The sequence below is a fragment of the Pigmentiphaga humi genome (assembly GCF_900606115.1).
Classification (GTDB): Bacteria; Pseudomonadota; Gammaproteobacteria; order Burkholderiales; family Burkholderiaceae_B; genus Pigmentiphaga; species Pigmentiphaga humi.
The window spans coordinates 252,508-277,867 of the sequence record NZ_UWPJ01000017.1; the positions used below are offsets into that span (position 1 = coordinate 252,508).

21 protein-coding genes are annotated in these 25,360 nt (G+C 67.8%); 17 read left to right on the top strand and 4 right to left on the bottom strand.

Going from position 1 to position 25,360, the window contains the following annotated elements; all coding sequences use genetic code 11:
- Nucleotides 1-37: 37 nt before the first annotated feature.
- A complete protein-coding gene (locus tag PIGHUM_RS11360; protein ID WP_124079696.1) occupies nucleotides 38-709 on the top strand; it encodes a TetR/AcrR family transcriptional regulator in 672 nt (223 codons plus the stop codon).
- 27 nt (nucleotides 710-736) lie between these two features.
- On the opposite strand, the gene PIGHUM_RS11365 is transcribed toward PIGHUM_RS11360, so the two are convergent.
- Nucleotides 737-1,645 (bottom strand): LysR family transcriptional regulator, encoded by a 909-nt coding sequence (locus tag PIGHUM_RS11365; RefSeq protein WP_124079697.1) that lies wholly within the window; start codon nucleotides 1,643-1,645, stop codon nucleotides 737-739.
- 366 nt (nucleotides 1,646-2,011) lie between these two features.
- Here PIGHUM_RS11365 and PIGHUM_RS11370 point away from each other — a divergent pair, with 366 nt between their 5' ends.
- The 14 genes from PIGHUM_RS11370 to PIGHUM_RS11435 all read left to right on the top strand — a co-directional run bounded on the left by PIGHUM_RS11370 (nucleotide 2,012) and on the right by PIGHUM_RS11435 (nucleotide 21,152).
- Nucleotides 2,012-3,502, top strand: coding sequence for a chlorohydrolase family protein (locus tag PIGHUM_RS11370; RefSeq protein ID WP_124079698.1), 1,491 nt, complete (start codon nucleotides 2,012-2,014; stop codon nucleotides 3,500-3,502).
- Nucleotides 3,503-3,555: 53 nt separating this feature from the next.
- Entirely contained in the window at nucleotides 3,556-4,569 is a 1,014-nt protein-coding gene (locus tag PIGHUM_RS11375) for a Bug family tripartite tricarboxylate transporter substrate binding protein (RefSeq protein WP_124079699.1), read from the top strand.
- A 142-nt stretch (nucleotides 4,570-4,711) separates the two neighbouring features.
- Entirely contained in the window at nucleotides 4,712-5,275 is a 564-nt protein-coding gene (dcd, locus tag PIGHUM_RS11380; protein ID WP_124079700.1) for a dCTP deaminase, read from the top strand.
- A gap of 437 nt (nucleotides 5,276-5,712) precedes the next feature.
- Nucleotides 5,713-7,974 carry an arginine/lysine/ornithine decarboxylase gene (locus PIGHUM_RS11385; protein ID WP_124079701.1) on the top strand — a complete coding sequence of 754 codons (2,262 nt, stop codon included), beginning with the start codon at nucleotides 5,713-5,715 and terminating at the stop codon, nucleotides 7,972-7,974.
- On the top strand, nucleotides 7,974-9,188 hold the full coding sequence (locus PIGHUM_RS11390; RefSeq protein WP_124079702.1) for a BaiN/RdsA family NAD(P)/FAD-dependent oxidoreductase: 1,215 nt from the start codon (nucleotides 7,974-7,976) through the stop codon (nucleotides 9,186-9,188). Before PIGHUM_RS11385 ends, PIGHUM_RS11390 begins: the two co-directional genes overlap by 1 nt.
- Nucleotides 9,189-9,318: 130 nt before the next feature.
- A complete protein-coding gene (locus PIGHUM_RS11395; protein WP_246013124.1) occupies nucleotides 9,319-10,194 on the top strand; it encodes an SAM-dependent methyltransferase in 876 nt (291 codons plus the stop codon).
- Nucleotides 10,195-10,237: 43 nt separating this feature from the next.
- A complete protein-coding gene (gene gcvT / locus PIGHUM_RS11400; protein ID WP_124079703.1) occupies nucleotides 10,238-11,344 on the top strand; it encodes a glycine cleavage system aminomethyltransferase GcvT in 1,107 nt (368 codons plus the stop codon).
- A gap of 67 nt (nucleotides 11,345-11,411) precedes the next feature.
- Complete coding sequence (gene gcvH, locus PIGHUM_RS11405) at nucleotides 11,412-11,792, top strand: glycine cleavage system protein GcvH (RefSeq protein ID WP_124079704.1); 381 nt, start codon at nucleotides 11,412-11,414, stop codon at nucleotides 11,790-11,792.
- On the top strand, nucleotides 11,789-14,662 hold the full coding sequence (gene gcvP, locus PIGHUM_RS11410; protein WP_124079705.1) for an aminomethyl-transferring glycine dehydrogenase: 2,874 nt from the start codon (nucleotides 11,789-11,791) through the stop codon (nucleotides 14,660-14,662). The genes gcvH and gcvP overlap by 4 nt, the downstream gene beginning before the upstream one ends.
- 42 nt (nucleotides 14,663-14,704) lie before the next feature.
- Entirely contained in the window at nucleotides 14,705-15,229 is a 525-nt protein-coding gene (locus PIGHUM_RS11415) for a hypothetical protein (RefSeq protein WP_124079706.1), read from the top strand.
- A gap of 85 nt (nucleotides 15,230-15,314) precedes the next feature.
- Nucleotides 15,315-16,559 carry a TolC family protein gene (locus tag PIGHUM_RS11420; RefSeq protein ID WP_124079707.1) on the top strand — a complete coding sequence of 415 codons (1,245 nt, stop codon included), beginning with the start codon at nucleotides 15,315-15,317 and terminating at the stop codon, nucleotides 16,557-16,559.
- Nucleotides 16,556-17,704, top strand: a complete 1,149-nt coding sequence (locus PIGHUM_RS11425; protein ID WP_124079708.1) for an efflux RND transporter periplasmic adaptor subunit — start codon at nucleotides 16,556-16,558, stop codon at nucleotides 17,702-17,704. The genes PIGHUM_RS11420 and PIGHUM_RS11425 overlap by 4 nt, the downstream gene beginning before the upstream one ends.
- Nucleotides 17,705-17,709: 5 nt before the next feature.
- A complete protein-coding gene (locus tag PIGHUM_RS11430) occupies nucleotides 17,710-20,811 on the top strand; it encodes an efflux RND transporter permease subunit (RefSeq protein WP_124079709.1) in 3,102 nt (1,033 codons plus the stop codon).
- An 11-nt stretch (nucleotides 20,812-20,822) separates the two neighbouring features.
- Nucleotides 20,823-21,152, top strand: a complete 330-nt coding sequence (locus tag PIGHUM_RS11435; RefSeq protein WP_124079710.1) for a P-II family nitrogen regulator — start codon at nucleotides 20,823-20,825, stop codon at nucleotides 21,150-21,152.
- Between the two features lie 57 nt (nucleotides 21,153-21,209).
- Here the strand turns inward: PIGHUM_RS11435 and PIGHUM_RS11440 are convergent, their stop codons facing one another.
- Entirely contained in the window at nucleotides 21,210-21,695 is a 486-nt protein-coding gene (locus PIGHUM_RS11440) for a dihydrofolate reductase (RefSeq protein WP_124079711.1), read from the bottom strand.
- A gap of 328 nt (nucleotides 21,696-22,023) precedes the next feature.
- Between PIGHUM_RS11440 and PIGHUM_RS23885 the strand changes: the two genes are divergently transcribed.
- Nucleotides 22,024-23,556, top strand: coding sequence for a methyl-accepting chemotaxis protein (locus PIGHUM_RS23885; protein WP_124079712.1), 1,533 nt, complete (start codon nucleotides 22,024-22,026; stop codon nucleotides 23,554-23,556).
- Between the two features lie 131 nt (nucleotides 23,557-23,687).
- A complete protein-coding gene (locus PIGHUM_RS11450; protein WP_124079713.1) occupies nucleotides 23,688-24,356 on the top strand; it encodes a dienelactone hydrolase family protein in 669 nt (222 codons plus the stop codon).
- A 104-nt stretch (nucleotides 24,357-24,460) separates the two neighbouring features.
- Here PIGHUM_RS11450 and PIGHUM_RS11455 read toward each other — a convergent pair whose 3' ends face one another.
- Nucleotides 24,461-24,988, bottom strand: a complete 528-nt coding sequence (locus PIGHUM_RS11455; protein WP_124079714.1) for a rhodanese family protein — start codon at nucleotides 24,986-24,988, stop codon at nucleotides 24,461-24,463.
- Nucleotides 24,989-25,007: 19 nt separating this feature from the next.
- Nucleotides 25,008-25,319: an ArsR/SmtB family transcription factor gene (locus PIGHUM_RS11460; RefSeq protein ID WP_124079715.1), complete on the bottom strand. Its 312-nt coding sequence runs from the start codon at nucleotides 25,317-25,319 to the stop codon at nucleotides 25,008-25,010.
- Nucleotides 25,320-25,360 lie beyond the last annotated feature (41 nt).

The following is a 25,360-nucleotide window of genomic DNA, read 5'->3' on the forward strand; positions in this document are numbered from 1 at the left end:
GTTAAGATGCCGACTGTTCCATTGCCGCGCCCTATCCATGTCCACCGCTGCCGACCCCGCACCCGCGGACGAAGCCTCCACCCGCGACCGCATCGTCGACGTTGCCGAACGCCTGTTCGCCGAACACGGCTACAACGGCGTCTCGCTGCGCACCATCACGGCCACCGCCGGGGCCAACATGGCGGCGGTGCACTATTACTTCCGCACCAAGGAAGGCCTGCTGCGCGCCATCTTCGAGGCGCGCGCCGGCCGCATGAGCGCCGAGCGGCGCGCCTTGCTGCAGGCCTGCGCGGCCGCCGCCGGCGCCGGCCGCCCGCCGGTGCGTGCCGTGCTGGAGGCCTTCATCGGCCCCGGCATGCGCATCGGCCAGACCGAGCAGGGAGCGACCTTCAACCGACTGTCGGCCATCTGCTCGGTCGAACCGGACCCCACCGTCAAGAACATCGTCTTCGGCGTGCACGACGAAGTCGCTCGCCTGTTCGTGGACCTGCTGGCCCGCGCCTGCCCGCGGCTGTCGCGCGACGAGCTGTACCTGCGCCTGCAGTGCGTGTTCGGCTGCATGATGTACATCCGCGCCGACAATGGCCGCGTCGCCCGGCTGATGCCGGACATCGTCCCGCAGGCCGCCTCGGCAGCGGGCGTCGAGGCGACGCTGTCGCGCATGCTGGACTTCCTGGTGGCGGGGCTGGAGGCGCCCTCCGGCAAATAGCGTCTGCGGGCTGCCGCCGCCGGGGCCTCAAAGCGCCTGGCCGATTTCCAGCAGCAGCGCGCGCAGCCACTGCTGGGATGGACTCGCGTTCGTGCGTTCATGCCAGAGCTGCGATACGACAAATTCGCCGAGCGGCAGCGGATGCGGCGCCATGCGCAGCGGATAGAGTCCGCAGAAAGACGTGGCGACGCGGCGGGTGATCGTTGCGATCAGGTCGGTACATACCAGCGTGGGCGGGATGGACAGCATGTGGGGCACCTGCGCGGCCACATCGCGCGATACGCCGTGCTGCTGCATGGCGTCCTGCAGCACGCGCTCGCGCGCGCCGTTCTGGCGCGGCATGGCGACGTGCCGGTGGGAGGCGAAATGTTGCGCATCGATGCTGCGTCCGTCCAAGGGGTGGCCGATGCGATGCAGGCAGACGTAGTCGTCCCTGAACAGTTCCTGGCGGTAGACCGGATACATGGCGGTGGGCACGGGCGAGAGCACCAGGTCCACTCTGCCCAGCAAGAGCAGTTCTTCGGGCATCAGCGGCTCGATCGGATGAATGGCCACCGACACGGAGGGCGCGACGGATGCCAGCCGTTGCATGAGGGGCGGAAGCAGCATGAAGCTGACGTAGTCCGTGGCGGCGATGTTGAAATGCAGCCGCGCCGAGTGCGGCGCGAACGGCGCCGAAGGGGAGGCCAGCGCGTGCAGCGCGAGGATGGCCTGGCGAACCGACGTGGCCATTTCCATGGCCTTGTGGGTGGGAACGACACCTCTTCCATTGCGCAGGAACAGCGGGTCGCGAAAAATCTCGCGCAGCTGCGCCAGCCCCTTGCTGACGGCGGACTGGCTGATATCGATGCGGTCCGCGGCGCGCGTGACGTTGCCTTCGGACAGCACCGCATCGAAGATCATCAGGAGATGCAGGTCGACGTGTTTGACATCCATGTATGGGCGCTCGTTGATGGCATGTTTGCGACATTGCGCGGCCGGGCAGGGCCTTCATAATCAAATATTCCACTTGGGAATCGATATAGACAATCCCTGTGGCTTGCGCCGCGCAGGCCAGACTGCAGCTATCGCGGCACGCGTTTTCTACCTCTTCCGGTGCGCGTTTTCCCTTTGAACGTGCCGTTTTGCATCGAATCGGTGCTTCTGCGCGCATGACGGCCGCGCAGTGGTGCGCGTCTCCCCGCTGTTCGGTCGCCGGTCCCTGGATTGACAGTCCGTGTGTTTGATCAGCATGCTGAGTATGTGCCGTCGGTGACGAATCGATGGGCCGAATATTCGCAGAACACGGAGGGTATGACCAGGATGAAAACCAGGATCAACGGCGAGTGGGTGGTGGGATTCAAGGACGGGCGGCACGCGCTGTACCGCGATGCATGCGTGGTCTACGAAGGCGATCGCATCGTGCATGCGGGGGACGGCTACGAAGGAGAGGCGGACCGCGTCATCGAGGCGCCGGGCTGTCTGCTGATGCCCGGGTTCATCGACACGCACGTGCATTCCGGCCATCGCGCCTTGCACAAGCTGCTGACCGACATCGGCCGCCCCGATCTGTTCGGCCAGCCCTACATGGAAGTCACGATTGCGCGCGCCGGCACGCGCATACAGGGCTATCCCAACTATCTGACCCGGGAGCAGGCGCAAGTGGACGCCGGCGTCGCCCTGCATGCCGCGTTCACGGTGAGCGAGCTGCTGCGCAACGGCGTGACGACGTTCGTCGAACTGGGCGGACACGTCATCGTCCAGGAAGCGCTGTGGAAACAGTGCGAGGCGCTCGGGATCCGCGGTTATCTCGGGCCGGGGTACGACAGCGGGCGCTGGGCTTCCGACGAGGACGGCAACCTGACGCGCGCCCCCTACCCGGACGGCGGATTGCATCTGTTCAACGATGCCGTGGCATTCATCGAGCGCGTCGAGGCCGACGCCAGCGACCTGGTGCACGGGATACTGGTGCCGCGCGAGGTGGAAAATTGCAGCGTGGACATCCTGCGCAGGACGGTCGCCGCCGCGCGCGACCTGGGGGTGCCGATGGCGACCCATGCGGGCTACAACGTGATCGAGTTCTACGAGACCGTGCGCGAATACCGCAAGACGCCGATCGAACTGCTGGACAGTGTCGAGATGCTGACACCGGCGCTCAACATCGGCCATGCGAACTTCATCTCCGATAGTCCCAGGCTGAACTATTCGGGCGGCAGCGACCTGCGGCGCATGGGCGACGGCAAGGTCTCCGTTTCCCACTGCCCGGTCAACATCGTGCGGCGCGCCCGTGTGCTGGATTCATGGAAGTCGTACCGCGAGGCGGGCGTGAACATGACGATAGGCAGCGATACGTATCCGCGCGACATGATCATGAACATGCGCACGGCGTCCTATCACGGCAAGGTCATGAGCCACGATCTGACCGCGGCCACGGCCGAAGAGGTTTTCGAGGCCGCCACGCTGGGCGGGGCGCGATCGCTGGGCCGGGACGATCTCGGCAGGCTCGCTCCGGGCGCCAAGGCGGACATCGTCGCGATCAACCTGGCCCGCAAGGACGTGCTGCGCTACGGTCCGATCTGGGATCCGATCCGCAGCCTGGTCGAATGCGGCGTGGGCGACGACGTCGATATGGTCATCACCAGCGGCGAGGTCCGCATGCGCGAAGGCCGGATTCCGGATGTCGACCTGGGCGCGCTGCGGGGCGAGGCCCAGGCCTTCGCCGAACGGGTGTGGGGCCAGGTCCAGGACTGGGATCCGCTGCGGCGCACGGCGCGCATGATGTGCCCCCCTTCTTTCTGCCCGGATTGCGAATGAGCGGGATCCGCTCATTCGCCGCCCCGGTGTTCGATCGTTTCGAGGATATGTCCATGAAATCTTCCACGCTTTCCCTGGCTGTTCCGCGCCTTGCGCGCGGCCTGGCTTCGACGCTGTGCGCGGGCCTGGCCTGCCTGGCGTCCACCGCTCATGCGCAGAAGGCCGTCGAGGCCTATCCGGACCGGCCGGTACGGATCGTCGTTCCCTATGGCGCGGGCGGAGCCGCCGACCTGCTCGCGCGCGTGCTGGCCGAGAAACTGGCGGTGGAGTGGGGGCAGCCGGTCGTGGTCGAGAACAAGCCGGGCGGTGTCGGCACGATAGGCATTTCGTCGGTGGTGAAGGCCGCGCCGGATGGCTACACCCTGGTATCCGTGCCGGTTTCCGACCTGGCGGTCAATCCGCATCTCTATCGCAAGCGGCCATTCGACATCGCCAAGGACCTGGCGCCGGTCAGCCAGGTGGGCGCGGTGCCCAACGTCCTGGTCGTGTCGAACGGCCTGGGCGTCCATGACGCCCGGGGGCTGATCGCCCACGCCAAGGCCGGCCGGCTGAGCTATTCCTCGCCCGGGATCGGCAGCCAGGCGCATCTGGCTGCCGAGATCTTCGCCGAACGCGCCGGCGTGAGCCTGCTGCACGTGCCCTACAACAGCATGTCCGCGGCGCTGGCCGACGTGGCCGGCGGCCAGGTGGACATGATGATCGCGCAACTGCCTACCGCGCTGCCCTTCATTCGCGGCGGGCGGGTGAAGGCTCTGGGCATCGTGGCCGAACAGCGCTCGCCCCTGGCGCCCGATATGCCGACCCTCAAGGAAACGACGGGCCTGTCGTTCGGCGACGCGGTTTCGTGGTCGGGGCTGATGGCTCCGGCGGCGACGCCGCTGGCATTGCGGGAAAAGATCGCCCGCGCGGTCACCAAGGTGATGCGCTCGCCCGAAGCGCGCGAAACCCTGGCCGGACAGGGAACGGTCGGCCTGGGCGGAACACCGGCGGAACTCGCGGCGGCGATCGCCGAGGATTCCCGGCGGTACGGCGGCGTGATCAAGGCGCTCGACATCAAGCTGGACTGAACGCCGAACCGGGGACGGGGGGAGCGGCGGGCCCGCCGGCCGCCTTCCTCCCGGGCAGCGCGGCCGGACGCGAAAGCGATTCCGACTACAGCTACAATCCACGCTTTGTGACCAACAGCGTTCCCCGACGAGACCCCCGGCCATGAGTATCAAGAGCGACCGCTGGATCCGCCGCGCGGCGGCCGATGGCATGATCGACCCGTTCGAGCCCGGCCAGGTGCGGTCGGTCGACGGCAAGCGCATCGTCAGCTACGGCACCAGCAGCTATGGCTACGACGTCCGCTGCGCCGACGAATTCAAGATCTTCACCAACATCAACTCGACCATCGTCGACCCCAAGGCGTTCGATGAGAAATCCTTCGTCGATTTCAAGGGCGAAGTCTGCATCATCCCGCCCAACTCGTTCGCCCTGGCGCGCACGGTCGAGTATTTCCGCATTCCGCGCAGCGTGCTGACGATCTGCCTGGGCAAAAGCACGTACGCGCGCTGCGGCATCATCGTCAACGTCACGCCGCTCGAACCCGAATGGGAAGGCCACGTGACGCTGGAGTTTTCCAACACCACGCCCCTGCCCGCCAAGATCTACGCCGGCGAAGGCTGCGCGCAGATGCTGTTCCTGGAAAGCGACGAAGTCTGCGAGACCTCGTACAAGGACCGCGGCGGCAAGTATCAGGGACAACAAGGCGTAACGCTGCCCCGGACGTAGAGGTCCCCCCTACGCGCTGACGCGTGCCCAGCATGGTGAGCGCCCAGCCGCTACGCGGCAGCCCCCCGAGGGGGCCTGGGCCCGCCTTGGGGCGGCCCGGCGCCGGGCCCAGGGGGCGATGCGGGTGGGCCGGCGGAGCCGGATCCACCGCATCCTGGGTCTGGCACCTTCATCTTGGGGTGTTGCGCTGGTGCTTCGCTGGCTGACAGTGCTTTTGTGGCAGTGCCTGACATCAAATTGTTTTACGCTAGTTGTGTATTCTTGCGTTCGGCTGCTGCCCGCGTATTTCGTGCGACGTTGCCGGCCGTTTTTCAACCGTTTGCAATCCCTGCCGCTGCGAGTTGCCCATCCAGGGGGCCGCGGATCTGGCTCCGCCAGTCCGCCAGCACCGCCCCCTGGGGGGCGCGCGAAGCGCGTAGGGGGGGGCCTCAACCTCAATGAAATTCCGCTTCCCCATCGTCATCATCGACGAAGACTTCCGTTCCGAGAATGCTTCCGGGCTGGGCGTCCGCGCCCTGGCCGCGGCCATCGAGGCCGAGGGCATGGAGGTGCTGGGCGTGACCAGCTACGGCGATCTGTCGTCGTTCGCGCAGCAGCAGAGCCGCGCCAGCGCGTTCATTCTGTCGATCGACGATGAGGAGTTCGGCGACGGCATGCCGGACGACGTCGCGCAGGCGGTGAGCAAGCTGCGCGCCTTCATCGGCGAACTGCGCTTCCGCAACGCCGAGATTCCCATCTACCTGTACGGCGAGACGCGCACGTCGCGGCACATCCCCAACGACATCCTGCGCGAACTGCACGGCTTCATCCACATGTTCGAGGACACGCCGGAGTTCGTGGCGCGCCACATCATCCGCGAGGCCAAGAGCTATCTGGAGTCGCTGCCGCCGCCGTTCTTCCGCGAGCTGGTCAAGTACGCGCAGGACGGCTCGTACTCGTGGCACTGTCCGGGCCACTCGGGCGGCGTGGCGTTCCTGAAGAGCCCGGTGGGCCAGATGTTCCACCAGTTCTTCGGCGAGAACATGCTGCGCGCCGACGTCTGCAACGCGGTGGACGAGCTGGGCCAGCTGCTGGACCATACCGGGCCGGTGGCGGCGTCCGAGCGCAATGCCGCCCGCATCTTCAACGCCGACCACTGTTTCTTCGTGACCAACGGCACGTCCACGTCGAACAAGATCGTCTGGCACGCCAACGTGGCGCCCGGCGACGTGGTCGTGGTGGACCGCAACTGCCACAAGTCCATCCTGCACGCCATCATCATGACGGGCGCGGTGCCGGTGTTCCTGCGGCCCACGCGCAACCACCTGGGCATCATCGGGCCGATTCCGCTCGAAGAATTCATGCCCGAGAACATCCAGAAGAAAATCGACGCGAATCCGTTCGCGCGCGACAACGCCGGCCGCAAGCCGCGCATCCTGACGATCACCCAGAGCACCTACGACGGCGTGGTCTACAACGTCGAGCAGATCAAGGAACTGCTGGGCAGCACCATCGATACGCTGCACTTCGACGAAGCCTGGCTGCCGCACGCGGCATTCCACCACTTCTACAAGGACATGCACGCCATCGGCAAGGACCGCCCGCGCAGCACCGAAGCGCTGGTCTATGCCACGCACTCGACCCACAAGCTGCTGGCCGGCATCTCCCAGGCCTCGCAGATCATCGTGCAGGAGTCCGAGAACCGCAAGCTCGACCGCCACATCTTCAACGAGGCCTACCTGATGCACACCTCGACCTCGCCGCAGTACGCGATCATCGCGTCGTGCGATGTCGCCGCGGCGATGATGGAGCCGCCGGGCGGCACCGCATTGGTCGAGGAAAGCATCCTGGAAGCGCTGGACTTCCGCCGCGCGATGCGCAAGGTCGAGGCCGAGTTCGGCACCAAGGACTGGTGGTTCAAGGTCTGGGGGCCGGACAAGCTGGCGGCCGACGGCATCGGCGAGCGCGACGACTGGCTGCTCGAAGGCGACGACGAGTGGCACGGCTTCGGCGACCTGGCGCCGGGCTTCAACATGCTCGACCCGATCAAGGCCACCATCGTTACCCCGGGGCTGGACGTGTCGGGCACCTTCGGCCAGACCGGCATCCCGGCGTCCATCGTCACCAAGTTCCTGGCCGAGCACGGCGTGATCGTCGAGAAGACCGGCCTGTATTCGTTCTTCATCATGTTCACCATCGGCATCACCAAGGGCCGCTGGAACACGCTGCTGACCGCGCTGCAGCAGTTCAAGGACGACTACGACAAGAACCAGCCCATGTGGCGCATCCTGCCCGAGTTCTGCCACGACTATCCGCAGTACGAGCAGGTGGGGCTGCGCGACCTGTGCACGCGCATCCATGACATGTACCGGGCGCACGACGTGGCGCGGCTGACCACCGAGATGTACCTGAGCGACATGGTGCCGGCGATGAAGCCCTCGGACGCCTTCGCCAAGATGGCGCACCGCGAGATCGAGCGCGTCGGCATCGACGATCTCGAAGGCCGCATCACCAGCGTGCTGCTGACGCCGTATCCGCCGGGCATCCCGCTGCTGATCCCGGGCGAGCGCTTCAACCAGACCATCGTCAAATACCTGCAGTTCGCGCGCAAGTTCAATGCCCAGTTCCCGGGCTTCGGCACCGACATCCACGGCCTGGTGGAAGAGGTGCTGCCCAACGGCGACCGGCGCCACTACGTGGACTGCGTGAAGGACGTCTGATGCCTGGTGGCGGGGCAGCGGTTTTCGATCTCGCCGTTATCGGCGCCGGCGCGGCCGGCATGATGTGCGCGGCGGTGGCCGGCCAGCGCGGCCGGCGCGTGGTCCTGATCGACCACGCCCGCCGGCTGGCGGAGAAAATCCGGATCTCGGGCGGGGGGCGCTGCAATTTCACCAACCGCGACGCGGGCCCGGCCAATTTCATTTCCGTCAACCCCCATTTCTGCCGGTCGGCGCTGTCGCGCTATACGCCGGCGGATTTTCTGGCGCTGCTGGCGCGCCATCGCGTGTCCTGGCACGAGAAACACCGTGGCCAGTTGTTCTGCGACGAATCCAGCGAAGACGTCATCCGCGTGCTGCGCGCCGAGTGCGATGCGGGTGGCGTGGAATGGCGCATGCCCTGCAGCGTCGAGGCCGTCGAACGGGAAGCGGCCGGCGGCTTCGCGCTGCGCACGTCGTCGGGCGTGCTGCGCGCCACGCGCGTCGTGATCGCCACCGGCGGCCTGCCAGTGGCGCAGATCGGCGCCAGCGACTTCGGCCTGAAGATCGCCCGGCAATTCGGCCTCAAGGTGGTCGAGCCGCGGCCGGCGCTGGTGCCGCTGACCTTCGACGCGGCGGCGTGGAAGCCGTTCGTGCCGCTGGCAGGCATCGCGCTGGAGGTCGATATCGCCACCGGCGAAGGCCGGCGCGCCGCCGCATTCCGCGAAGACCTGCTGTTCACCCACCGCGGCCTGTCCGGCCCCGCGGTGCTGCAGATCTCCAGCTACTGGCAGCCCGGCGCGCCCATCGTGATCGACCTGGCGCCCGGCATGGACCTCGCGGCCCAGTTGCTGGCGGCCAAGTCCGGCGGCCGCCAGCAACTGGGCAACGTGCTGGCCGGCATGGTGCCGCGCCGCCTGGCCGAGCAGTGGCTCGCGGCGACGCATCCCGGCCAGCAGGCCCAGCGTATCGCCGACCTGCCCGACCATACCCTGCGGCAGCTCGCGCAGGGCATGCAGTGCTGGACTCTCGTGCCTTCGGGCACGGAAGGATACAAGAAGGCCGAAGTGATGCGCGGCGGCGTGGACACCCGCGGACTGGACCAGCAGACCATGGAAGCCAGGAACGTGCCGGGGCTGCACTTCATCGGCGAAGTGGTGGACGTGACCGGCTGGTTGGGCGGCTACAACTTCCAGTGGGCCTGGGCTTCCGGCGCGGCCTGCGGCAAGGCGGTCTGAGCGTCTCGCGTGCCGCCGGCGTCCAGCGCGCAATGCCGGTCCCCATCCGAAAGCCGATTCAGCTACCATTCAGGTACTCCGTGAAGCGGGTAGGGGAAGGGTCCATTTCTGCACCAGAAAGGGGATGTCCATGATGCTTGCGCCGTTACGCAGTTCGCCGCAGTTCCATCCGTCGCACCGCTTTGCCTGCCTGCGCCGCGCGCGGGCAGGGGCGGCGGCGGTGTCCTTGGCCTTGTCTTGCTCTTTCGCCGCGGCGGCCGCGGCGCAGGAGGCGGCTTCCGGGTCGCAGGCCTATGTGCCGCAGGTCGGCCAGCAGGGCAAGGACGTGGTCTGGGTGCCCACGCCCCAGGCGCTGGTCGACAAGATGCTCGAAATGGCCCAGGCCACGCCCGCCGACAACCTGCTGGACCTGGGATCGGGCGATGGCCGCACGGTCATCACCGCGGCCGGCCGCGGCATACGCGCCCACGGCATCGAATACAACCCCGAGATGGCCGACCTGGCGCGGCGCAACGCCGCGGCGGCCGGCGTGGCCGATCGCGCCACCTTCGCGACCGCCGATCTGTTCGAGAGCAATCTGTCCGGCTACAGCGTCATCACGATGTTCCTGCTGCCCGCCATCAATGACCGCCTGCGTCCGCGCCTGCTGGAACTCAAGCCCGGCACGCGCATCGTGTCCAACTCCTTTCCCATGGGGGAATGGGCGCCCGACCAGCAGGCGACCGTAGGCGGCGATTGCCAGACCTGGTGCACGGCGCTGCTGTGGATCGTGCCGGCCCAGATCGGCGGCAATTGGAAGCTGGGCGGCCAGGAGCTGAAACTGGAACAGACCTTCCAGCAGGTGTCCGGCACGCTGGGTGGCGAGCCGTTGCGGGACGTGGTCCTGCGCGGCGACGAGATTTCGTTCAGGGCCGGCACGGCGGTCTATCGCGGCAAGGTCGATGGCAATACCATGGAGGGCGAGCGTTCGAAGGGCGCGCCGGCGTGGCGCGCGACGCGCGCGTGACCGTTCGGGCGGCGTGCCGCCGGGCGGAAGGAAGAGGAACCCGATGAGCAGCACGCAAGCGTCCAAGCAGACCCCGCTTCATGCCGAGCACCTGGCGCTGGGCGCCAGGATGATCGACTTCGGCGGCTGGTCCATGCCGGTGTCCTACGGTTCGCAAATCGAAGAGCATCACGCGGTGCGGCGCGGCGCGGGCATGTTCGACGTCTCGCACATGCTCAGTATCGACGTGGCCGGCCCGCAGGCGCGCGATTACCTGCGCTACGTGCTCGCCAACGACGTCGCCCGCCTGGCCGAGCCGGGCAAGGCGCTGTACTCGTGCATGCTCAATCCTCAGGGCGGGGTGGTGGACGACCTGCTCGTCTATCTGCTGACGCCCGAGCACTACCGGCTGGTGGTCAACGCCGGCTGCGCCGACAAGGATCTCGCCTGGCTGGCGCGCGTGGCGCAGGCCGGCGCCCATGACGTGGCGATCGAGCCGCGCCGCGACCTGGCCATGATCGCCGTGCAGGGGCCGGCCGCCCGCCAGCGCCTCGGGCAGGCCCGCAGCCGGCTGGGCGCGCTGGTCCAGGCGCTGCCGCCGTTCGCGGCCGAGGCGCACGGCGGCTGGCTGGTCGCGCGCACCGGCTATACCGGCGAGGACGGCGTCGAGATCATCTTGCCGGCCGCCGAGGCGCCCGCGCTGTGGCGCGATCTGCTGGCTGCCGATGTGGCTCCATGTGGGCTCGGGGCGCGCGATACCCTGCGGATGGAAGCGGGCCTGAACCTGTACGGCCAGGACATGGACGAACTGACGCAGCCTGCCGAGGCCGGCCTGGCCTGGACCGTGGCCGATATCGACCCGCAGCGCGATTTCGTCGGCCGGGCCGCGTTGTCGCTGGGGCTGAAATGGCAGTTGCTGGGCCTGAAGCTGCTCGACCGCGGCGTGATGCGCGCGCACATGCCGGTCCATACCGAATACGGGCCGGGCATGGTCACCAGCGGCACCATGTCGCCCACGGTGGGCACATCCATCGCTTTCGCGCGCGTGCCGGAGGGCGCGTCTGCCGGCGATGCGGCCGAGGTCGAGATCCGCGGCCGGCGTCTGCCGGCACGGCTGTGCACGCTGCCCTTCGTGCGGCGCGGCCGGGTCCTGGACGATGCGCAGCCCTGACGGCGCGCGCGGCGCCGCCAAGGTTCACTACAATCCCATCCATCACCCGTTTTCCAGGACCGTATCCATGAATCTGCCTCCCGAACTCAAGTACGCCAAGACCCACGAATGGATACGCGCCGACGGCGACCTGCTGGTGGTGGGGATCACCGACAATGCGCAGGACCAACTGGGAGACCTGGTGTACGTCGGCGACGTCAAGGTGGGCGCCCGCCTGGCCGCCGGCGAAACGGCGGGCGTGGTGGAGTCGGTCAAGGCCGCATCCGACATCTACGCGCCGGTGGCCGGCGAGGTCGTCGCCTTCAACGATGATCTCTCCGCCAGCCCCGAAATGCTGAACCAGGCTCCCTACGAAGCCTGGATCTTCAAGATTCGGCCCGACAGCATGGCCGACACCGCCGCCCTGCTCGACGCCGCCGGCTACCAGGCGTCCGTCGAGGCCGAGTGACCGCCGACCTGCCGTTCTCGTCCCGCCACATCGGGCCGTCCGATGACGAAGTGGCGGGGATGCTGGCCCAGGTCGGCGCCGCCAGCCTGGAGGACCTGGTCCGCAAGGTGGTGCCGCCCGCCATCCTCTCGGCCGAGCCGCTGGACTTGCCGCCGGGCCGGCCGGAGGCCGGCGTGCTGGCCTGGATGCGCGAGCTGGCGCAAGGCAACCGCGTGCTGCGCAGCTACATCGGCCAAGGTTATTACGGCACGCATACGCCGCCGGTCATCCAGCGCAACATCCTCGAGAACCCGGCCTGGTACACCGCCTACACCCCCTACCAGCCGGAGATCTCGCAAGGCCGGCTCCAGGCCCTGCTGGTATTCCAGACCATGGTGTGCAGCCTGACCGGGCTGGATATCGCCAACGCCTCGCTGCTGGACGAGGCGACGGCGGCAGCCGAGGCCATGACCCTGGCGCGGCGCAGTTCCAGCGCCGCCAGCAATGTTTTCTTCGTTTCCGAGGGCTGCCACCCGCAGACCCTGGAAGTGGTGCGCACCCGCGCCGCCGCGCTGGGTATCGAAGTGGTCGCGGGCGACGAAACCGATCACGTGCCGGCGTGTTTCGGCGTCCTGCTGCAATACCCGTGCAGCACCGGCGAGGTGCGGCGCTATGGCGCGATTGCCGAGCAGGTCAGGGCGGCGGGCGGCGTGGTCGCCTGCGCCACCGATCTGCTGGCCCTGGCCGTGTTGCGGCCGCCGGGGGAATGGGGCGCCGATATCGCCATCGGATCGGCGCAGCGCTTCGGCGTGCCGATGGGCTTCGGCGGTCCGCACGCGGCCTTCATGGCCTGCCGCGACGGCCTGCAGCGCAATCTGCCGGGGCGGCTGGTGGGCGTGTCGCGCGATGCCGCCGGCAAGCCCGCGCTGCGCCTGGCGCTGCAGACGCGCGAGCAGCACATCCGCCGCGAGAAAGCGACCTCGAACATTTGCACTTCGCAGGTGCTGCTGGCCGTGATGGCTGCCATGTACGCCGTCTGGCACGGTCCGCAAGGCATCGCGCGCATCGCCCGCCGCGTCCATGCGCAGGCCTGCCGGCTCAGGCAGGGGCTTGCCGGGCTGGGCGTGGAGGCCGTCCATGAGGTCTTTTTCGATACGCTGCTGCTGCGCACCGGCGCGCATACCGACGCCGTCCTGAACGCCGCGCGAGAGGCGGGGATCAATCTGCGCCGGCTGGACCCGCGGCACGTGGCGCTTTCGCTCGACGAGACCGTTACGCGCGACGATCTGCATGCGCTCCTGCGGGTGTTCGCCCAAGGCTGCGGCGCGGCGTGCGAAGGGGAAATGCCGGACGATGCGCAGGCCGACGACGCGTGCGCGATTCCCCAGGACCTGGCGCGCCGCAGCCCCATCCTCGCGCACCCGGTGTTCCGCTCGGTTCATTCGGAGACCGACATGCTGCGCTGGCTGCGCCGGCTGTCCGACCAGGACCTCGCGCTGGACCGCACCATGATCCCGCTGGGCTCGTGCACCATGAAGCTCAACGCCACGGCCGAGATGATGCCCATCACGTGGCCGCGCTTCGCCGCGTTGCATCCTTTCGCGCCGGCCGCGCAGAGCGCCGGCTACCGTGAACTGGAAGCTTGGCTGGCGCGGGCGTTGTGCGAGATCACCGGCTACGAAGCCATCAGCTTCCAGCCGAATTCGGGCGCGCAGGGCGAGTACGCCGGCCTGATGGCGATACGCGCCTACCATGCGGCGCGCGGCGAGCCCGGACGCGACCTGTGCCTGATTCCCGCCTCGGCCCACGGCACCAATCCCGCCTCGGCGCAGTTGGCGGGCATGCGCGTGGCCGTCGTGGCCTGCGACCGCGACGGCAACATCGACGTGCAGGACCTGCGCGCCCGCGTCGCGGCGGCCGGGCCGGCGCTGGCCGCGCTGATGGTGACTTATCCTTCCACCCACGGCGTGTTCGAGGATGCGATAAGCGAGATTTGCGACATCGTTCATCAGGGCGGCGGCCAGGTCTATCTCGACGGCGCTAATATGAACGCGCTGGTGGGCCTGGTGCGCCCGGGGCGCATCGGCGCCGACGTCTCGCACCTGAATCTGCACAAGACTTTCTGTATTCCCCATGGCGGCGGCGGACCCGGCGCGGGGCCGGTCGCGGTCAAGGCGCACCTGGCGCCCTACCTGCCCGGCGCGGTGGGCGAGGACGGGCGCCTGCCGCCCGGGGCGCGCTGCGGCCCGGTGTCGGCCGCGCCGCTGGGCTCGGCGGGCATCCTGCCCATTCCGGCGGCCTATATCGCGCTGATGGGCGGAGAAGGGCTGCGGCGCGCGACCCAGGTGGCCATCCTCAACGCCAATTACGTGGCGCGCCGCTTGTCTGCCCACTACCCGGTGCTCTACGCGGGCCGGGGCGGCTACGTGGCGCACGAATGCATCCTCGACCTGCGGCCCATCAAGCAGCGCTGCGGGATCGATGCCGAAGACGTCGCCAAGCGCCTGATCGACTATGGCTTCCATGCGCCCACCATGAGCTTTCCGGTGCCGGGCACGCTCATGGTGGAGCCGACCGAGTCCGAAGGCCGCGCCGAGCTGGACCGCTTCATCGAGGCGATGATCGCGATCAGGGCGGAGATCGCCGAGATCGAGTCCGGCGCGCAGGACGCCTCCGACAACCTGCTCAGGAATGCGCCGCATACGGCCGGCATGCTGCTGGCCGAGGCGTGGCGCCATGGCTATGCGCGCGAGCGCGCCGCCTATCCGCTGCCCTGGCTGCGCGAACACAAATATTGGCCGCCGGTGGCGCGGGTGGACAACCTGTACGGCGACCGCAACCTGGTGTGTGCCTGCCCGTTGGAGGACGGCGCGGCGGCGCCCGGGAAATGAGACCCAATCGCAGGGCTGGCCGTCTGCGGTAAAATGCCGCCCATGCGTGGTCGTTACTGGTATGTGTTTTTCGCGTTGTTGTGCCTGCCCCTGCAATGGGTGTGGGCAGAGTCGGTTTCGTGCCGGCAGGACACGCACGCCATCAGCCATTACCCGCATGCCCTGATCGTCGCCCATCGGGCGATGGCCCTGCCCGATGCGTCCGCTCACGGCGCGGCCCACGGCGATTCCGCCATGACCGCGATGCAGCTCTCCTTTCCGGGAGTCTTGCAGCAGCCCCTCGACCTTCCCGGCTGGGAGTTCGACCTGGACGAGGAGTTCGACATCGTCGAGCAGATCTCCGCGCCCGATCTGGACGACGTCGCCGTCGATAGCCTGTCCTGCAGCCCGCTGCGTCCGGATGCGGGCTACGCGGTAACCGTTCCCGATCCTCACGAATTCGACCTGCCGCCTTGCGGCCAGGTGGCGCTGCCGGACCTGGACGACGCCCTGCCGCTCGCGCCGCTGCACTCCCCGCTGTCCGCGCCGGTCTTTCGCGCCTACCGGCCGCCGACACCGCGCGCCTGAGCCCCTCGCTCCGTGCGGCCCTTGGCGCCGCATGCGTCTTGGCGACGGCAGGATGCCGTCGCGCGTATTCGTTTTTTCGAGAATCATGAAACCCTACGCACTCGTTCTGTCAGTGTGTCTGGCGAGCCTGTGCGGCTCCGCGGCGGCTGCCGCGGAGCCCTACACGCTCGACCAGCTGTTGTCCCTCGCCTTGCAGGGCAACAAAGGCGTGGAGGCGGCCGCGGCCGGCGTGGACGCCGCCCGGGCCGGCATCACGACCGCCGGCGCCTACCCCAATCCCGAAGTGGAGTTCACCACCGGACGCGTATCGGCCCGCCAGCCCGGCGCGGCGGCCGGCACCGGCCAGACGCTGGCAGTGACCCAGCGCATCGACCTGCCCAGCCAGCGCAGCCTGCGCCATGAACTGGCGACCGGCACCCTGCGCATCACGACGGCGGGCCAGGATGCCTATATCGCCAACCTCGTCGCGCAGGTCAAGCGCGGCTTTTTCGAGACCCTGCGCCGCGAGGCCGAGTTCGCCGCGGCCCAGGAAGACCTCGCCCTGACCCAGCAGCTCTACGACCGGGCCCAGGTCCGGGTCGACGTGGGCGATGCGCCCAAGTACGAGGCCATCCGCGTCGGCGCCGAGCTGCTCAATGCCCAGAAGAACAGCCAGAGCGCCTTGCTGCGCGTCAACCAGGCCAAGTCCTTCCTGCGCCAGCAGGTCGGGGATATCCTGCCGCCGAGCTTCGCGGTGCGGGGACGCATGGGCCTGACCGGCACGCTCGAGCCGCTGGAGATGCTGCGCGGCGTGATGCTGGAGAGCAACCCTGAACTGACGCAGTACCGCGCCGAACTGCGGCGCGCGCAGTCGGCGGTCGATTACGAGCGTTCGCTGCGCCTGCCCACGGTCGCGCTCAAGGCGACCTCCAGCCGTGATCCCGACGTGCGTGATACCCAGATCGGCGTAGTGGTCAGCGTGCCGATATGGGACCGGCGCCAGGGGCCGGTGGCCGAGGCCCAGGCCACGGTCATCCGTATGCGCAGCCTGATGCAGGCGCGCGAGTTCGAACTGACCCAACAGCTGGACTCGGCCTACCAGGAGTTCCAGATCGCCGCGTCGCAGGCGGACGCGCTGGAGTCGGGCATCGTGCGCCAGGCCGAGGCCGCGCTGCGCGTGGCCGAGGCCGCCTACCGCTACGGCGAGCGGGGCATCATCGACTACCTGGATGCCCAGCGGGTGCTTCGCACCGCGCGCAACGACCTCATCGCCGCCCAATTCGATCTGCAGACGGCCGCCATAGAAATCGAGCGGCTGCTCGCCAACTCTTCCGCAGGTGCCCCGCTATGATTCCGCGTCTTTCTTCCACCGCGGCGCTGCTCGCGCTGTGTTTCGCCCTGGCGGCATGCGGCGAAAAGCCCGAGCCCGCGCCCGTCGTCGAGCAATCGGACCCGAGCCTGGTCGTGGCCGACGAGGCCATGATGGCCCGCGTCAAGGTCGCGCCCGTCGCGCTCGAGCCGTTCAGCGACGTATTGCGCGTGGCCGGCCGCATCGATTTCGACCGGCGGCGCATGGCGCGCATCGGCGCGCCCGTCACGGGCCGCGTGACCGACATCGAGACCACGCTGGGCGCGACCGTCGGGCCGGGCACCGTGCTGGCGCGCCTGCACAGCACCGAGCTGGGCAGCGCACAACTGGCCTATCTCAAGGCCAAGGCGCAGTCCGAGCTGCAACAGAACGCGCAAGAGCGCGCACGCCTTTTGTTCGCCGCCGACGTGATCGGCAAGGCCGAGCTGCAGCGGCGCGAGAACGAATACGCTGTGGCCGCCGCCGAGCTGCGCGCCGCGTACGACCAGCTGCGCGTGCTGGGCATGTCGCAAAAGGCGGTCTCGCACATGGACAAGACCGGCGAGATCAGTTCGTTCTCGCCCGTGGTCTCCACGCTGCACGGCTCGGTCGTGGAGTTCAAGATCGCGCCCGGGCAGGTCGTGCAACCGGCCGACGCCCTGTTCACCGTGGCCGACCTCTCGCGCGTCTGGGCCGTTGCCGAAGTGCCCGAGCAGCAGGCCGACCTGGTCGCGGCGGGGCAGACGGTCGATATCGAAGTACCCGCGCTGGGCAACCGCAAGATCGCCGGCGAGCTGATCTACGTCGGCCAGGTGGTCGACCCGGGCACGCGCACGGTATCGGTGCGCACCTCCATCGACAACGCCGACGGCAGGCTCAAGCCGGCCATGCTGGCCACCATGCTGATCGCCAGCCGGCCCACCGAGAAGCTGGTGATCCCGGCCTCGGCCGTGGTGCGGTCCGACAACCAGGACATCGTCTACGTCGAGGCCGAACCCGGCCGTTTCCGTGCCACGCAGGTGCAGATGGGCGCGTCCTCGCAGGACGACAGGCGCGTGGTCGTCTCGGGCCTGAAGGCCGGCGAGCGCATCGTCGTGTCGGGCGCCTTCCACCTCAATAGCCAGCGTACTGGCATCGACCCGGAGTAAGCGCCATGCTAGAGAAGATAGTCCGCGCTGCCCTGCAGCAGCGGCTGATCGTCGTCGTGCTCGCGGTCGTGGCGCTGGTGGTGGGGCTGGATGCGATGCGCAAGCTGTCGGTCGATGCCTTTCCCGACGTGACCAACGTCCAGGTGCAGATCGCCACCGATGCCACTGGCCGCTCGCCCGAGGAGGTCGAGCGCTTCGTCACCGTGCCCATCGAGATCGCGATGACCGGCCTGCCGGGCCTGGAGGAAATGCGCTCGCTCAACAAGCCCGGCCTGTCGTTGATCACCTTGGTGTTCACCGATGCGACCGACGTGTACTTCGCCCGCCAACTGGTGATGGAGCGCCTGATCGAGATCGGCTCGCGCATGCCCGGCGGCGTGACGCCTGTGCTGGGTCCTGTCTCCACCGGCCTGGGCGAGGTCTACCAGTACACCCTGGACCGGCTCGACGACGGCGACCGCGAACTGACCCAGCAGGAGCTGACCGAGCGCCGCATCGTCCAGGACTGGGTGGTGCGGCCGTTGCTGCGTTCCATTCCGCAAGTGGCCGAGATCAACTCCCAGGGTGGCTACGTCAAGCAGTACCAGGTGCTGGTCAATCCCGACCGCATGAGCCATTACGGCATCTCGCTACAGCAGGTCTACCAGGGGTTGGCGCGCAACAACGCCAATTCCGGCGGCGGGGTGCTGCCGCATTACGCCGAGCAGTATCTGATTCGCGGCGTGGGCCTGATCGAAAGCCTGGACGACATCGCCAACATTGTCCTGGCCGAGTCCGGCGGCACGCCGGTCTACGTGCGCGACGTGGCCGAAGTCGCCATGGGCCACGAAGTGCGCTACGGCGCGGTGGTCAAGAACGGCGTGACCGAGTCGGTCGGCGGCATCGTCATGATGATGCGCGGCGGCAATGCCAAGGAAGTGGTGGCCCGGATCAAGCAGCGCGTGGCCGAGATCAATGGCCAGGGCATGCTGCCGGGCGGCCTGCAGATCGTGCCCTACTACGACCGCAGCGAACTGGTCGATGCCGCGCTCTGGACCGTGGCCAAGGTCCTGCTCGAGGGTGTGGCGCTGGTGGTGGTGGTCCTGTTCCTGTTCCTCGGCGACGTGCGCTCGTCGGTGATCGTGGTGGCCACGCTGGTGCTGACCCCGCTGTTGACCTTCCTGGCGATGAACCGGCTGGGCATCTCGGCCAACCTGATGTCGCTGGGCGGCCTGGCCGTGGCCATAGGCCTGATGGTGGACGGCTCGGTGGTGGTGGTGGAGAACGCCTTCGCTCATCTCGGGCACGCGCGGGAAACGGGAGCGAGCAAGATACGCATCATCCTGAAAGCGGTGGCCGAGGTCGCCACGCCGGTGGTCTCGGGCATAGGCATCATCATCCTGGTGTTCCTGCCGCTGATGACGCTGCAGGGCATGGAAGGCAAGATGTTCGCGCCGCTGGCCTACACCATCGCGATCGCGCTGGCCATTTCGCTGGTGCTGTCGATGACGCTGTCGCCGGTGCTGTCGTCCTACCTGCTCAAGGGCGGCGCGGAACACGACACGCGCCTGATCGGCTTCATGAAGCGCCACTACCTGCGCATGCTGCACTGGGCGCTGGGCAACGCCAAGAAGACGGTATTGCTGGCGGTGACCGCGTTCGCGCTGTCGCTGGCGCTGCTGCCGCTGCTGGGCACCGCCTTCATTCCGGAGATGAAAGAAGGCTCCATCGTGCCCGGCATCAACCGCGTGCCCAACATTTCGCTGGACGAGTCCATCGCGCTGGAAAAGCAGGCCATGAAAATCATCATGGGCGTGCCCGGCGTGAAGTCGGCGATCTCCGGCGTCGGACGCGGCGAAAGCCCGGCCGATCCGCAGGCGCAGAACGAATCCACCCCCATCGTCAGCCTCAAGCCGCGCGAGGAATGGCCGGACGGCTGGACCCAGGACGACATCGCCGAAGAGATCCAGAAGCGGCTGCGCGTGATTCCCAGCGCGCAGGTGGTCATGGCCCAGCCGATTTCCGACCGGGTCGACGAGATGGTGACCGGCGTGCGCTCGGACGTAGCCGTCAAGGTCTTCGGCGAGGACCTGGACCGGCTGCTGCACAAGGCCCAGGAGATCGCGCGCGTGGCCGAGACGGTGCAGGGCTCGCGCGACGTGCGCGTGGACCGCGTCAGCGGCCAGCAGTACCTGACCATCAACATCGACAGGCAGGCGATCGCGCGCTACGGCCTGAACGTCTCGGACGTGCACGACGTGATCGAGGTCGCCATCGCCGGCAAGGAGGCGACCGACATCTACGAGGGCGAGCGGCGATTCTCGGCGGCCGTGCGCCTGCCCGAATCGTTTCGCGGCAACGTGCCGGCGATCCGCCAGATCCTGCTGACCACGCCGGAAGGCGTGCGCGTGCCGCTGGAAAGCCTGGCGCGCATCGACGTGCTCGACGGGCCGGCGCAGATCAGCCGCGAAGGCGGCAAGCGGCGGGTCGTGGTGGCCATCAACGTGCAGAACCGCGACCTGGGCGGCTTCGTCGCCGAACTGCAGCAGGTGGTGCAGGACAAGGTCAAGCTGCCCACCGGCTACTACCTGGAGTGGGGCGGCCAGTTCCAGAACATGGAGCGCGCGCTCGGCCACCTGTCCATCATCGTCCCGGCCACCGTGGCGGCGATCTTCTTCGTGCTGTTCCTGCTGTTCAACTCGGTGCGCTACGCGACGCTGATCATCACCGTGCTGCCGTTCGCCTCCATAGGCGGGATCATCGGCCTGTTCGTGACCGGCGAATACCTGTCGGTGCCCGCCTCGGTCGGCTTTATCGCGCTATGGGGCATCGCCGTGCTCAACGGCGTGGTGATGGTGTCCTACATCCGCAATCTGCGGCTGGAGGGCAAGGCGCTCGACGCCGCGGTGGTGGAGGGCGCGACCATGCGGTTCCGGCCCGTCATGATGACGGCCACCGTCGCCATGCTCGGCCTGGTGCCGTTCCTGTTTGCCACCGGCCCGGGGTCCGAGGTGCAGCGGCCGCTGGCCGTGGTGGTGATCGGCGGACTGATCACTTGCACTTTGCTGACGCTGCTGGTGCTGCCCACGCTGTACCGCTGGTTCGACGAGAAAACACCCGAAGCCTAGGAGGGAATGTCATGAAGGAAATCAAGGCGGTGATCCGGCCCAATCGGCTGGACGAGGTTCGGGAGGCGATGATGCGCGCGCCGGGGTTCCCCGGCATGACGATCGCCAAGGTGGAGGGCTGCAGCGCGCCCAAGCGCAATCCGCCGCACAACCTCAAGGAGCAGTTGCTCGATTTTTCGCCCAAGGTCCGGATCGAGATCGTGGCGGCGGACGAGCATGCCGACCAGTTGTTCGAAGCGCTCAAGCAGGCCGCGGTGACCGGCCACGTGGGCGACGGCCTGGTCTGGATGACGGAGGTGGGGCGCTGCGACTATCTGTGGCATGCGCCGTCCGAGGGGTGAGCTCGCCGGCCGGGCGGCGTCCGGCCGGCTTCCCGGCGTCGCTTGCGCGGCGGGCGCTCAGCCGGCCTTCACGTAGATGACGAAGTCGTAGGCCAGGCCGTCTTCCGCGGGCTGCGGCTCGCGCGCGGCCTCGCGCCATTGCGCGGCGGGCAGGGGTGGGAAATACGCGTCGCCTTTCACCTCGGCGTGGACTTCGGTGGCGATGATGCGGTCGGCCCGCGCCATCGAGGCGGCGTAGATCTGCGCGCCGCCGATGACGAACACTTCCTGCGCCGGCCCCGCCGCGGCCAGCGCCTCGTCCAGCGTGTGGACCACGGTCGCGCCCGGCGCGGTATAGCCGGCATCGCGCGTGATCACGATGTTTTCGCGGCCCGGCAGCGGCCGCCCCAGCGATTCCCAGGTCTTGCGGCCCATGACGATGGGATGGCCGAGCGTGGTGCGCTTGAAATGCGCCAGGTCGCCGCGCAGCCGCCACGGCAGGGCGTTGTCGCGTCCGATGACGCGGTTGCTGGCGTAGGCGACGACGAGGGTGACGAGAGGCATGGGCGTAGTGTACCCGCTGTCCTCCAGGGGGGCGCCTTTGCCTTGGGGCGGCCCGGCGGCAAAAAAGGGTTCATTCCCGTTTTTTTCTGCCGATAAACGCTATTTGGTTGCTTTAGCCGCAGAAATATTGCTTGTAACGCAAATTTCCGCGTGGCAGCTGGCTGTTTTTTAGCGGACCCGGCGTGAAACACGATTCGATCCAATGCGCGCGGCGCGCTTTGTGGCCCTGGCTGGCCATCGGCGCCTGGGCGGTCTATTCCTTGGCGCTCCTGGCGTGGTTCCGCATGCGGGACATGCTCCCGTTCGACCTTTGCGGAGGATGACGACGATGACCCCCAGGACCCCCGGCATGCTTGCCGACGACGAAAGCCTGCTTCATACGGTACAGGTGCAGGCCGACCGGATGATGATCATGAGCCTGGCCGTCATGCTGGCGGCCGCGCTCGGCGCAGGCCTGTACGGCGGCGCCCTGCTCCTGGCCGCGGCGGTCGGCCTGCCGGCCCTGGTCGTGCCTGTCCTGATCCAGCGCGCCGCGCCCGGCAGCCTGCCGGCGCGCATCGCCATGGCTTGCGCGCAGATGGTGCTCGCCGCGCTGCTGATCCAGCTGCAGCGCGGCGCTATCGAAGCCCACTTCTCGGTGTTCGTGCTGCTGGCCTTCCTGTTGTTCTACCGCGACTGGCGCCCGTTGCTGGCGGCGACGCTTGTCATCGGCGTCCATCACATCGGCTTCTACTTCTTGCAGCAGGCGCAGTACGGCGTCTATGTCTTCAAGAGCGGCGGCCGGTTGCTCGACGTGGCCGAACACGTGGCCTACGTCGCGGCCGAGGTCCTGATGCTCGGCTACATGGCCATCAGCCTGCGCCGCGAGGCGCTCGAAAGCGCCAAGGTCGCCATGCTTGCGCACCGTATCGGCCGCGGCGACCTGACCTGCCGCCTGGAGGCTGGCGACCTGAACGGCCTGCCTTTGCTGGCCGAGGTCTATGCCATGCAGCAGCGCCTGGCGCAGCTCATCGGCACCCTGACAGGCCAGGCCGACCACATCGCCGCCGGCGCCGCCCGCATGGGGGACAGCGCCACGGCGGCCCACGGCTCGATCGAACTCCAGACCGACGCCACTCAGCGGATCGCCTCGGCAGTACAGGAACTGACCGTCACCATCCAGCATCTGTCGAACAGCGCCGCCGAAGCCCGCGCGCTGACCGAAGAAAGCGAGACGACCATGGGTGAAGGCTCGGACATCGTTGGCGCCACCGCGGGCGAGATCGGCGTCATTTTCGGTTCGGTCGAGAAACTGGCCGTCTCGCTGTCCGCGCTCGGCGCGCAGTTCGACGAAATCGCTCAGGTGCTCGGCCTGATCAATGAAATCGCCGCGCAGACCAATCTATTGGCGCTCAACGCGGCGATCGAGGCCGCCCGCGCCGGCGAGAACGGCCGCGGCTTCGCGGTGGTGGCCGACGAGGTGCGCAAGCTGGCCGAGCGGACGCGCATGGCCACCGAGGAAATCGTCGCGACCATCCAGCACATCGAAGACAGCAAGAACACCGCGCTGGCGCAGATCGAGGAAACTCGGCAGCGCGCCGGCGCGGGTGTCGAACTGGCCGGCCGCGCCCAAGGCATGGTCGGCCAGGTCAACCGGACGGTAGCCCAGGTCAAGGAAGTCATCCATGCCCTGACCGACGGCCTCGACGACGAGGCCAAGGCGGCCGCCGTCGTCTCGAACAGTGTCGAACAGCTCTCGCAGCAGGCCGACGCCAGCCTCGCCATCAACGCCAGCCTGCGCGCCGAATTCCAGGCCCTCAACGACACCGCCCAGGATCTGACCGCCGCCGCGTCCCGATTCAAGGTTCAAGTCAGCAGGTGAGACAAGGGGCTGTCAGTCCGCCCGATTTCTGATACAACCTTTGGCTGGCGTGCGCTGCTGCGCACTGGGCGTCCGGGGCGGTGTGCGCCCCGGCTGGACAAAGCACTTATTCAATCGCAAGCAAGGGAATCATGGGAACGCAGATCGAACTGACCGCCGCTGACGGCGCCACTATCTCCGCCTACCGCGCCGACCCCGCCGGTAAGCCGCGCGGCGGCATCATCGTGTGCCAGGAAATCTTCGGCGTGAACTCGCACATCCGCAGCGTGTGCGACCGCTATGCGCAAGAAGGCTACCTGGCCATCGCGCCGGCGTTTTTCGACCGCGTGCAGCCGGACGTGCAGCTCGGCTATACGCCTGACGACGTCGCCAAGGGCAAGGAAGTGATGCAGAAGGTCACGATCGACGACGCCCTGAAGGACGTCGCCGCCGCTGCCGCCGTCGCCAGCGAAGCCGGCAAGGTCGGCATCGTGGGCTATTGCTGGGGCGGCACGGTGGCCTGGGCCGCCGCCTCGCGCCTGGATGGCCTGTCGGCCTCGGTGCCCTACTACGGCGGCGGCATCGCCGCGATCGCGGACCAGACGCCGCGCATCCCGACCATCGCCCACTTCGGCGAGCACGACCACTCCATCCCCATGTCGGACGTGGAAAAGGTCCGCGCCGCGCAGCCCGGCGTGACCATCTACACCTACCCCGTCGGCCATGGCTTCAACTGCGAACAGCGTGGTTCCTTCGACCAGGCCGCCGCCGATCTCGCGCTCTCGCGCACGCTCGAGCTGCTGCACAAGCACGTAGGCTGATCGTCCGGTTTCCCGGATCGAACGCCGCAGCGCACCGCAGTGCGCTGCGGCGTTTTGTTTTTTCCGCGTGCCCGGCTATCTCGAGGCAGTGAACCGATGGGCGGTCATCCCGCCAGCGCCCTGCGGTTCCAGGGCATGCGCGTAAGCACGCGCGCCAGTCCGCAGAATCCCGACGCGCCTGCGAAAACGAGCCCTGTTCCCACGAAGCCCGAGAGCGCATGGAACCACGGCGAGACCGTGGCGCCCAGTACCGCGCCCAGCACGATCAGCGAGCCCGCGGTGATCTGCACCTGCCGTTGCAATTCCAAGGGTTGCGAGGCATCCGCAACGACGGGCAGTCCCGCTTTCTTCCAGGCGTCCAGCCCGCCTTCGAGCACATAGGCGTCGCAGGCGGCGCAGGCGTCCAGCGCTTGCGCATTCATCCGCGTCCGGTTGCCCGAGCGGCAATGGAAGATGACGGCCGAAGCGCCGTCGAGAGCCCGTCCGCCGCTCCGCAGGCGCTCCATGGGGACATGTCGCGCCTGCGCGATCCGCTCGCGCGCATGCTCGTCCGCGGCGCGGATATCGACCAGAACGGCGCCCCGGTCCACGAGTTCACGGGCGGCCTGGGGAGAGATGGATTTCAGGGGCATGGTTACGGCCTTTGTAGGGTCATGGGCAAAAAATGGCCTTGAGCGTGGCGATGAGTTTGGCGACGTCCGGGTTGTCGATGCGGTAGTGAAGCGTCTGCGCTTCGCGCCGGAACGTCACCAGCCCTTCTTCGCGCATCCTGGCCAGATGCTGCGACAAGGCCGACTGGCTCAATGCCACGTTCTCGAGCAGGGCGCCGACCGTCATTTCCCCATATTCGATGAGAAGACAAAGAACGAGCAGCCGGTGCTCGTTGCCGACTGCCCGCAACATTGCCGCGGCCTTGGCCGCGCCGTCCTGCAGGAACTGCTGGTCTTTCTTGCGGAATGTCATGATTATTTCAATAAATTCTAATTTAGATTAATCTAATAAAA

What these genes read in the sequence shown, in the direction of transcription:
- PIGHUM_RS11385 (WP_124079701.1), top strand. Translation starts at nt 5,713, where the DNA reads ATGAAATTCCGCTTCCCCATCGTCATCATCGACGAAGACTTCCGTTCC.
- PIGHUM_RS11455 (WP_124079714.1), bottom strand. Translation starts at nt 24,988, where the DNA reads ATGCCCCTGAAATCCATCTCTCCCCAGGCCGCCCGTGAACTCGTGGAC.
- PIGHUM_RS11390 (WP_124079702.1), top strand. Translation starts at nt 7,974, where the DNA reads ATGCCTGGTGGCGGGGCAGCGGTTTTCGATCTCGCCGTTATCGGCGCC.
- PIGHUM_RS11415 (WP_124079706.1), top strand. Translation starts at nt 14,705, where the DNA reads ATGCGTGGTCGTTACTGGTATGTGTTTTTCGCGTTGTTGTGCCTGCCC.
- PIGHUM_RS11360 (WP_124079696.1), top strand. Translation starts at nt 38, where the DNA reads ATGTCCACCGCTGCCGACCCCGCACCCGCGGACGAAGCCTCCACCCGC.
- PIGHUM_RS11435 (WP_124079710.1), top strand. Translation starts at nt 20,823, where the DNA reads ATGAAGGAAATCAAGGCGGTGATCCGGCCCAATCGGCTGGACGAGGTT.
- PIGHUM_RS11395 (WP_246013124.1), top strand. Translation starts at nt 9,319, where the DNA reads ATGATGCTTGCGCCGTTACGCAGTTCGCCGCAGTTCCATCCGTCGCAC.
- PIGHUM_RS11440 (WP_124079711.1), bottom strand. Translation starts at nt 21,695, where the DNA reads ATGCCTCTCGTCACCCTCGTCGTCGCCTACGCCAGCAACCGCGTCATC.
- PIGHUM_RS11365 (WP_124079697.1), bottom strand. Translation starts at nt 1,645, where the DNA reads ATGGATGTCAAACACGTCGACCTGCATCTCCTGATGATCTTCGATGCG.
- PIGHUM_RS11375 (WP_124079699.1), top strand. Translation starts at nt 3,556, where the DNA reads ATGAAATCTTCCACGCTTTCCCTGGCTGTTCCGCGCCTTGCGCGCGGC.
- gcvH (WP_124079704.1), top strand. Translation starts at nt 11,412, where the DNA reads ATGAATCTGCCTCCCGAACTCAAGTACGCCAAGACCCACGAATGGATA.
- PIGHUM_RS11370 (WP_124079698.1), top strand. Translation starts at nt 2,012, where the DNA reads ATGAAAACCAGGATCAACGGCGAGTGGGTGGTGGGATTCAAGGACGGG.
- gcvT (WP_124079703.1), top strand. Translation starts at nt 10,238, where the DNA reads ATGAGCAGCACGCAAGCGTCCAAGCAGACCCCGCTTCATGCCGAGCAC.
- PIGHUM_RS11425 (WP_124079708.1), top strand. Translation starts at nt 16,556, where the DNA reads ATGATTCCGCGTCTTTCTTCCACCGCGGCGCTGCTCGCGCTGTGTTTC.
- PIGHUM_RS11430 (WP_124079709.1), top strand. Translation starts at nt 17,710, where the DNA reads ATGCTAGAGAAGATAGTCCGCGCTGCCCTGCAGCAGCGGCTGATCGTC.
- PIGHUM_RS11460 (WP_124079715.1), bottom strand. Translation starts at nt 25,319, where the DNA reads ATGACATTCCGCAAGAAAGACCAGCAGTTCCTGCAGGACGGCGCGGCC.
- PIGHUM_RS11420 (WP_124079707.1), top strand. Translation starts at nt 15,315, where the DNA reads ATGAAACCCTACGCACTCGTTCTGTCAGTGTGTCTGGCGAGCCTGTGC.
- PIGHUM_RS23885 (WP_124079712.1), top strand. Translation starts at nt 22,024, where the DNA reads ATGACCCCCAGGACCCCCGGCATGCTTGCCGACGACGAAAGCCTGCTT.
- PIGHUM_RS11450 (WP_124079713.1), top strand. Translation starts at nt 23,688, where the DNA reads ATGGGAACGCAGATCGAACTGACCGCCGCTGACGGCGCCACTATCTCC.
- dcd (WP_124079700.1), top strand. Translation starts at nt 4,712, where the DNA reads ATGAGTATCAAGAGCGACCGCTGGATCCGCCGCGCGGCGGCCGATGGC.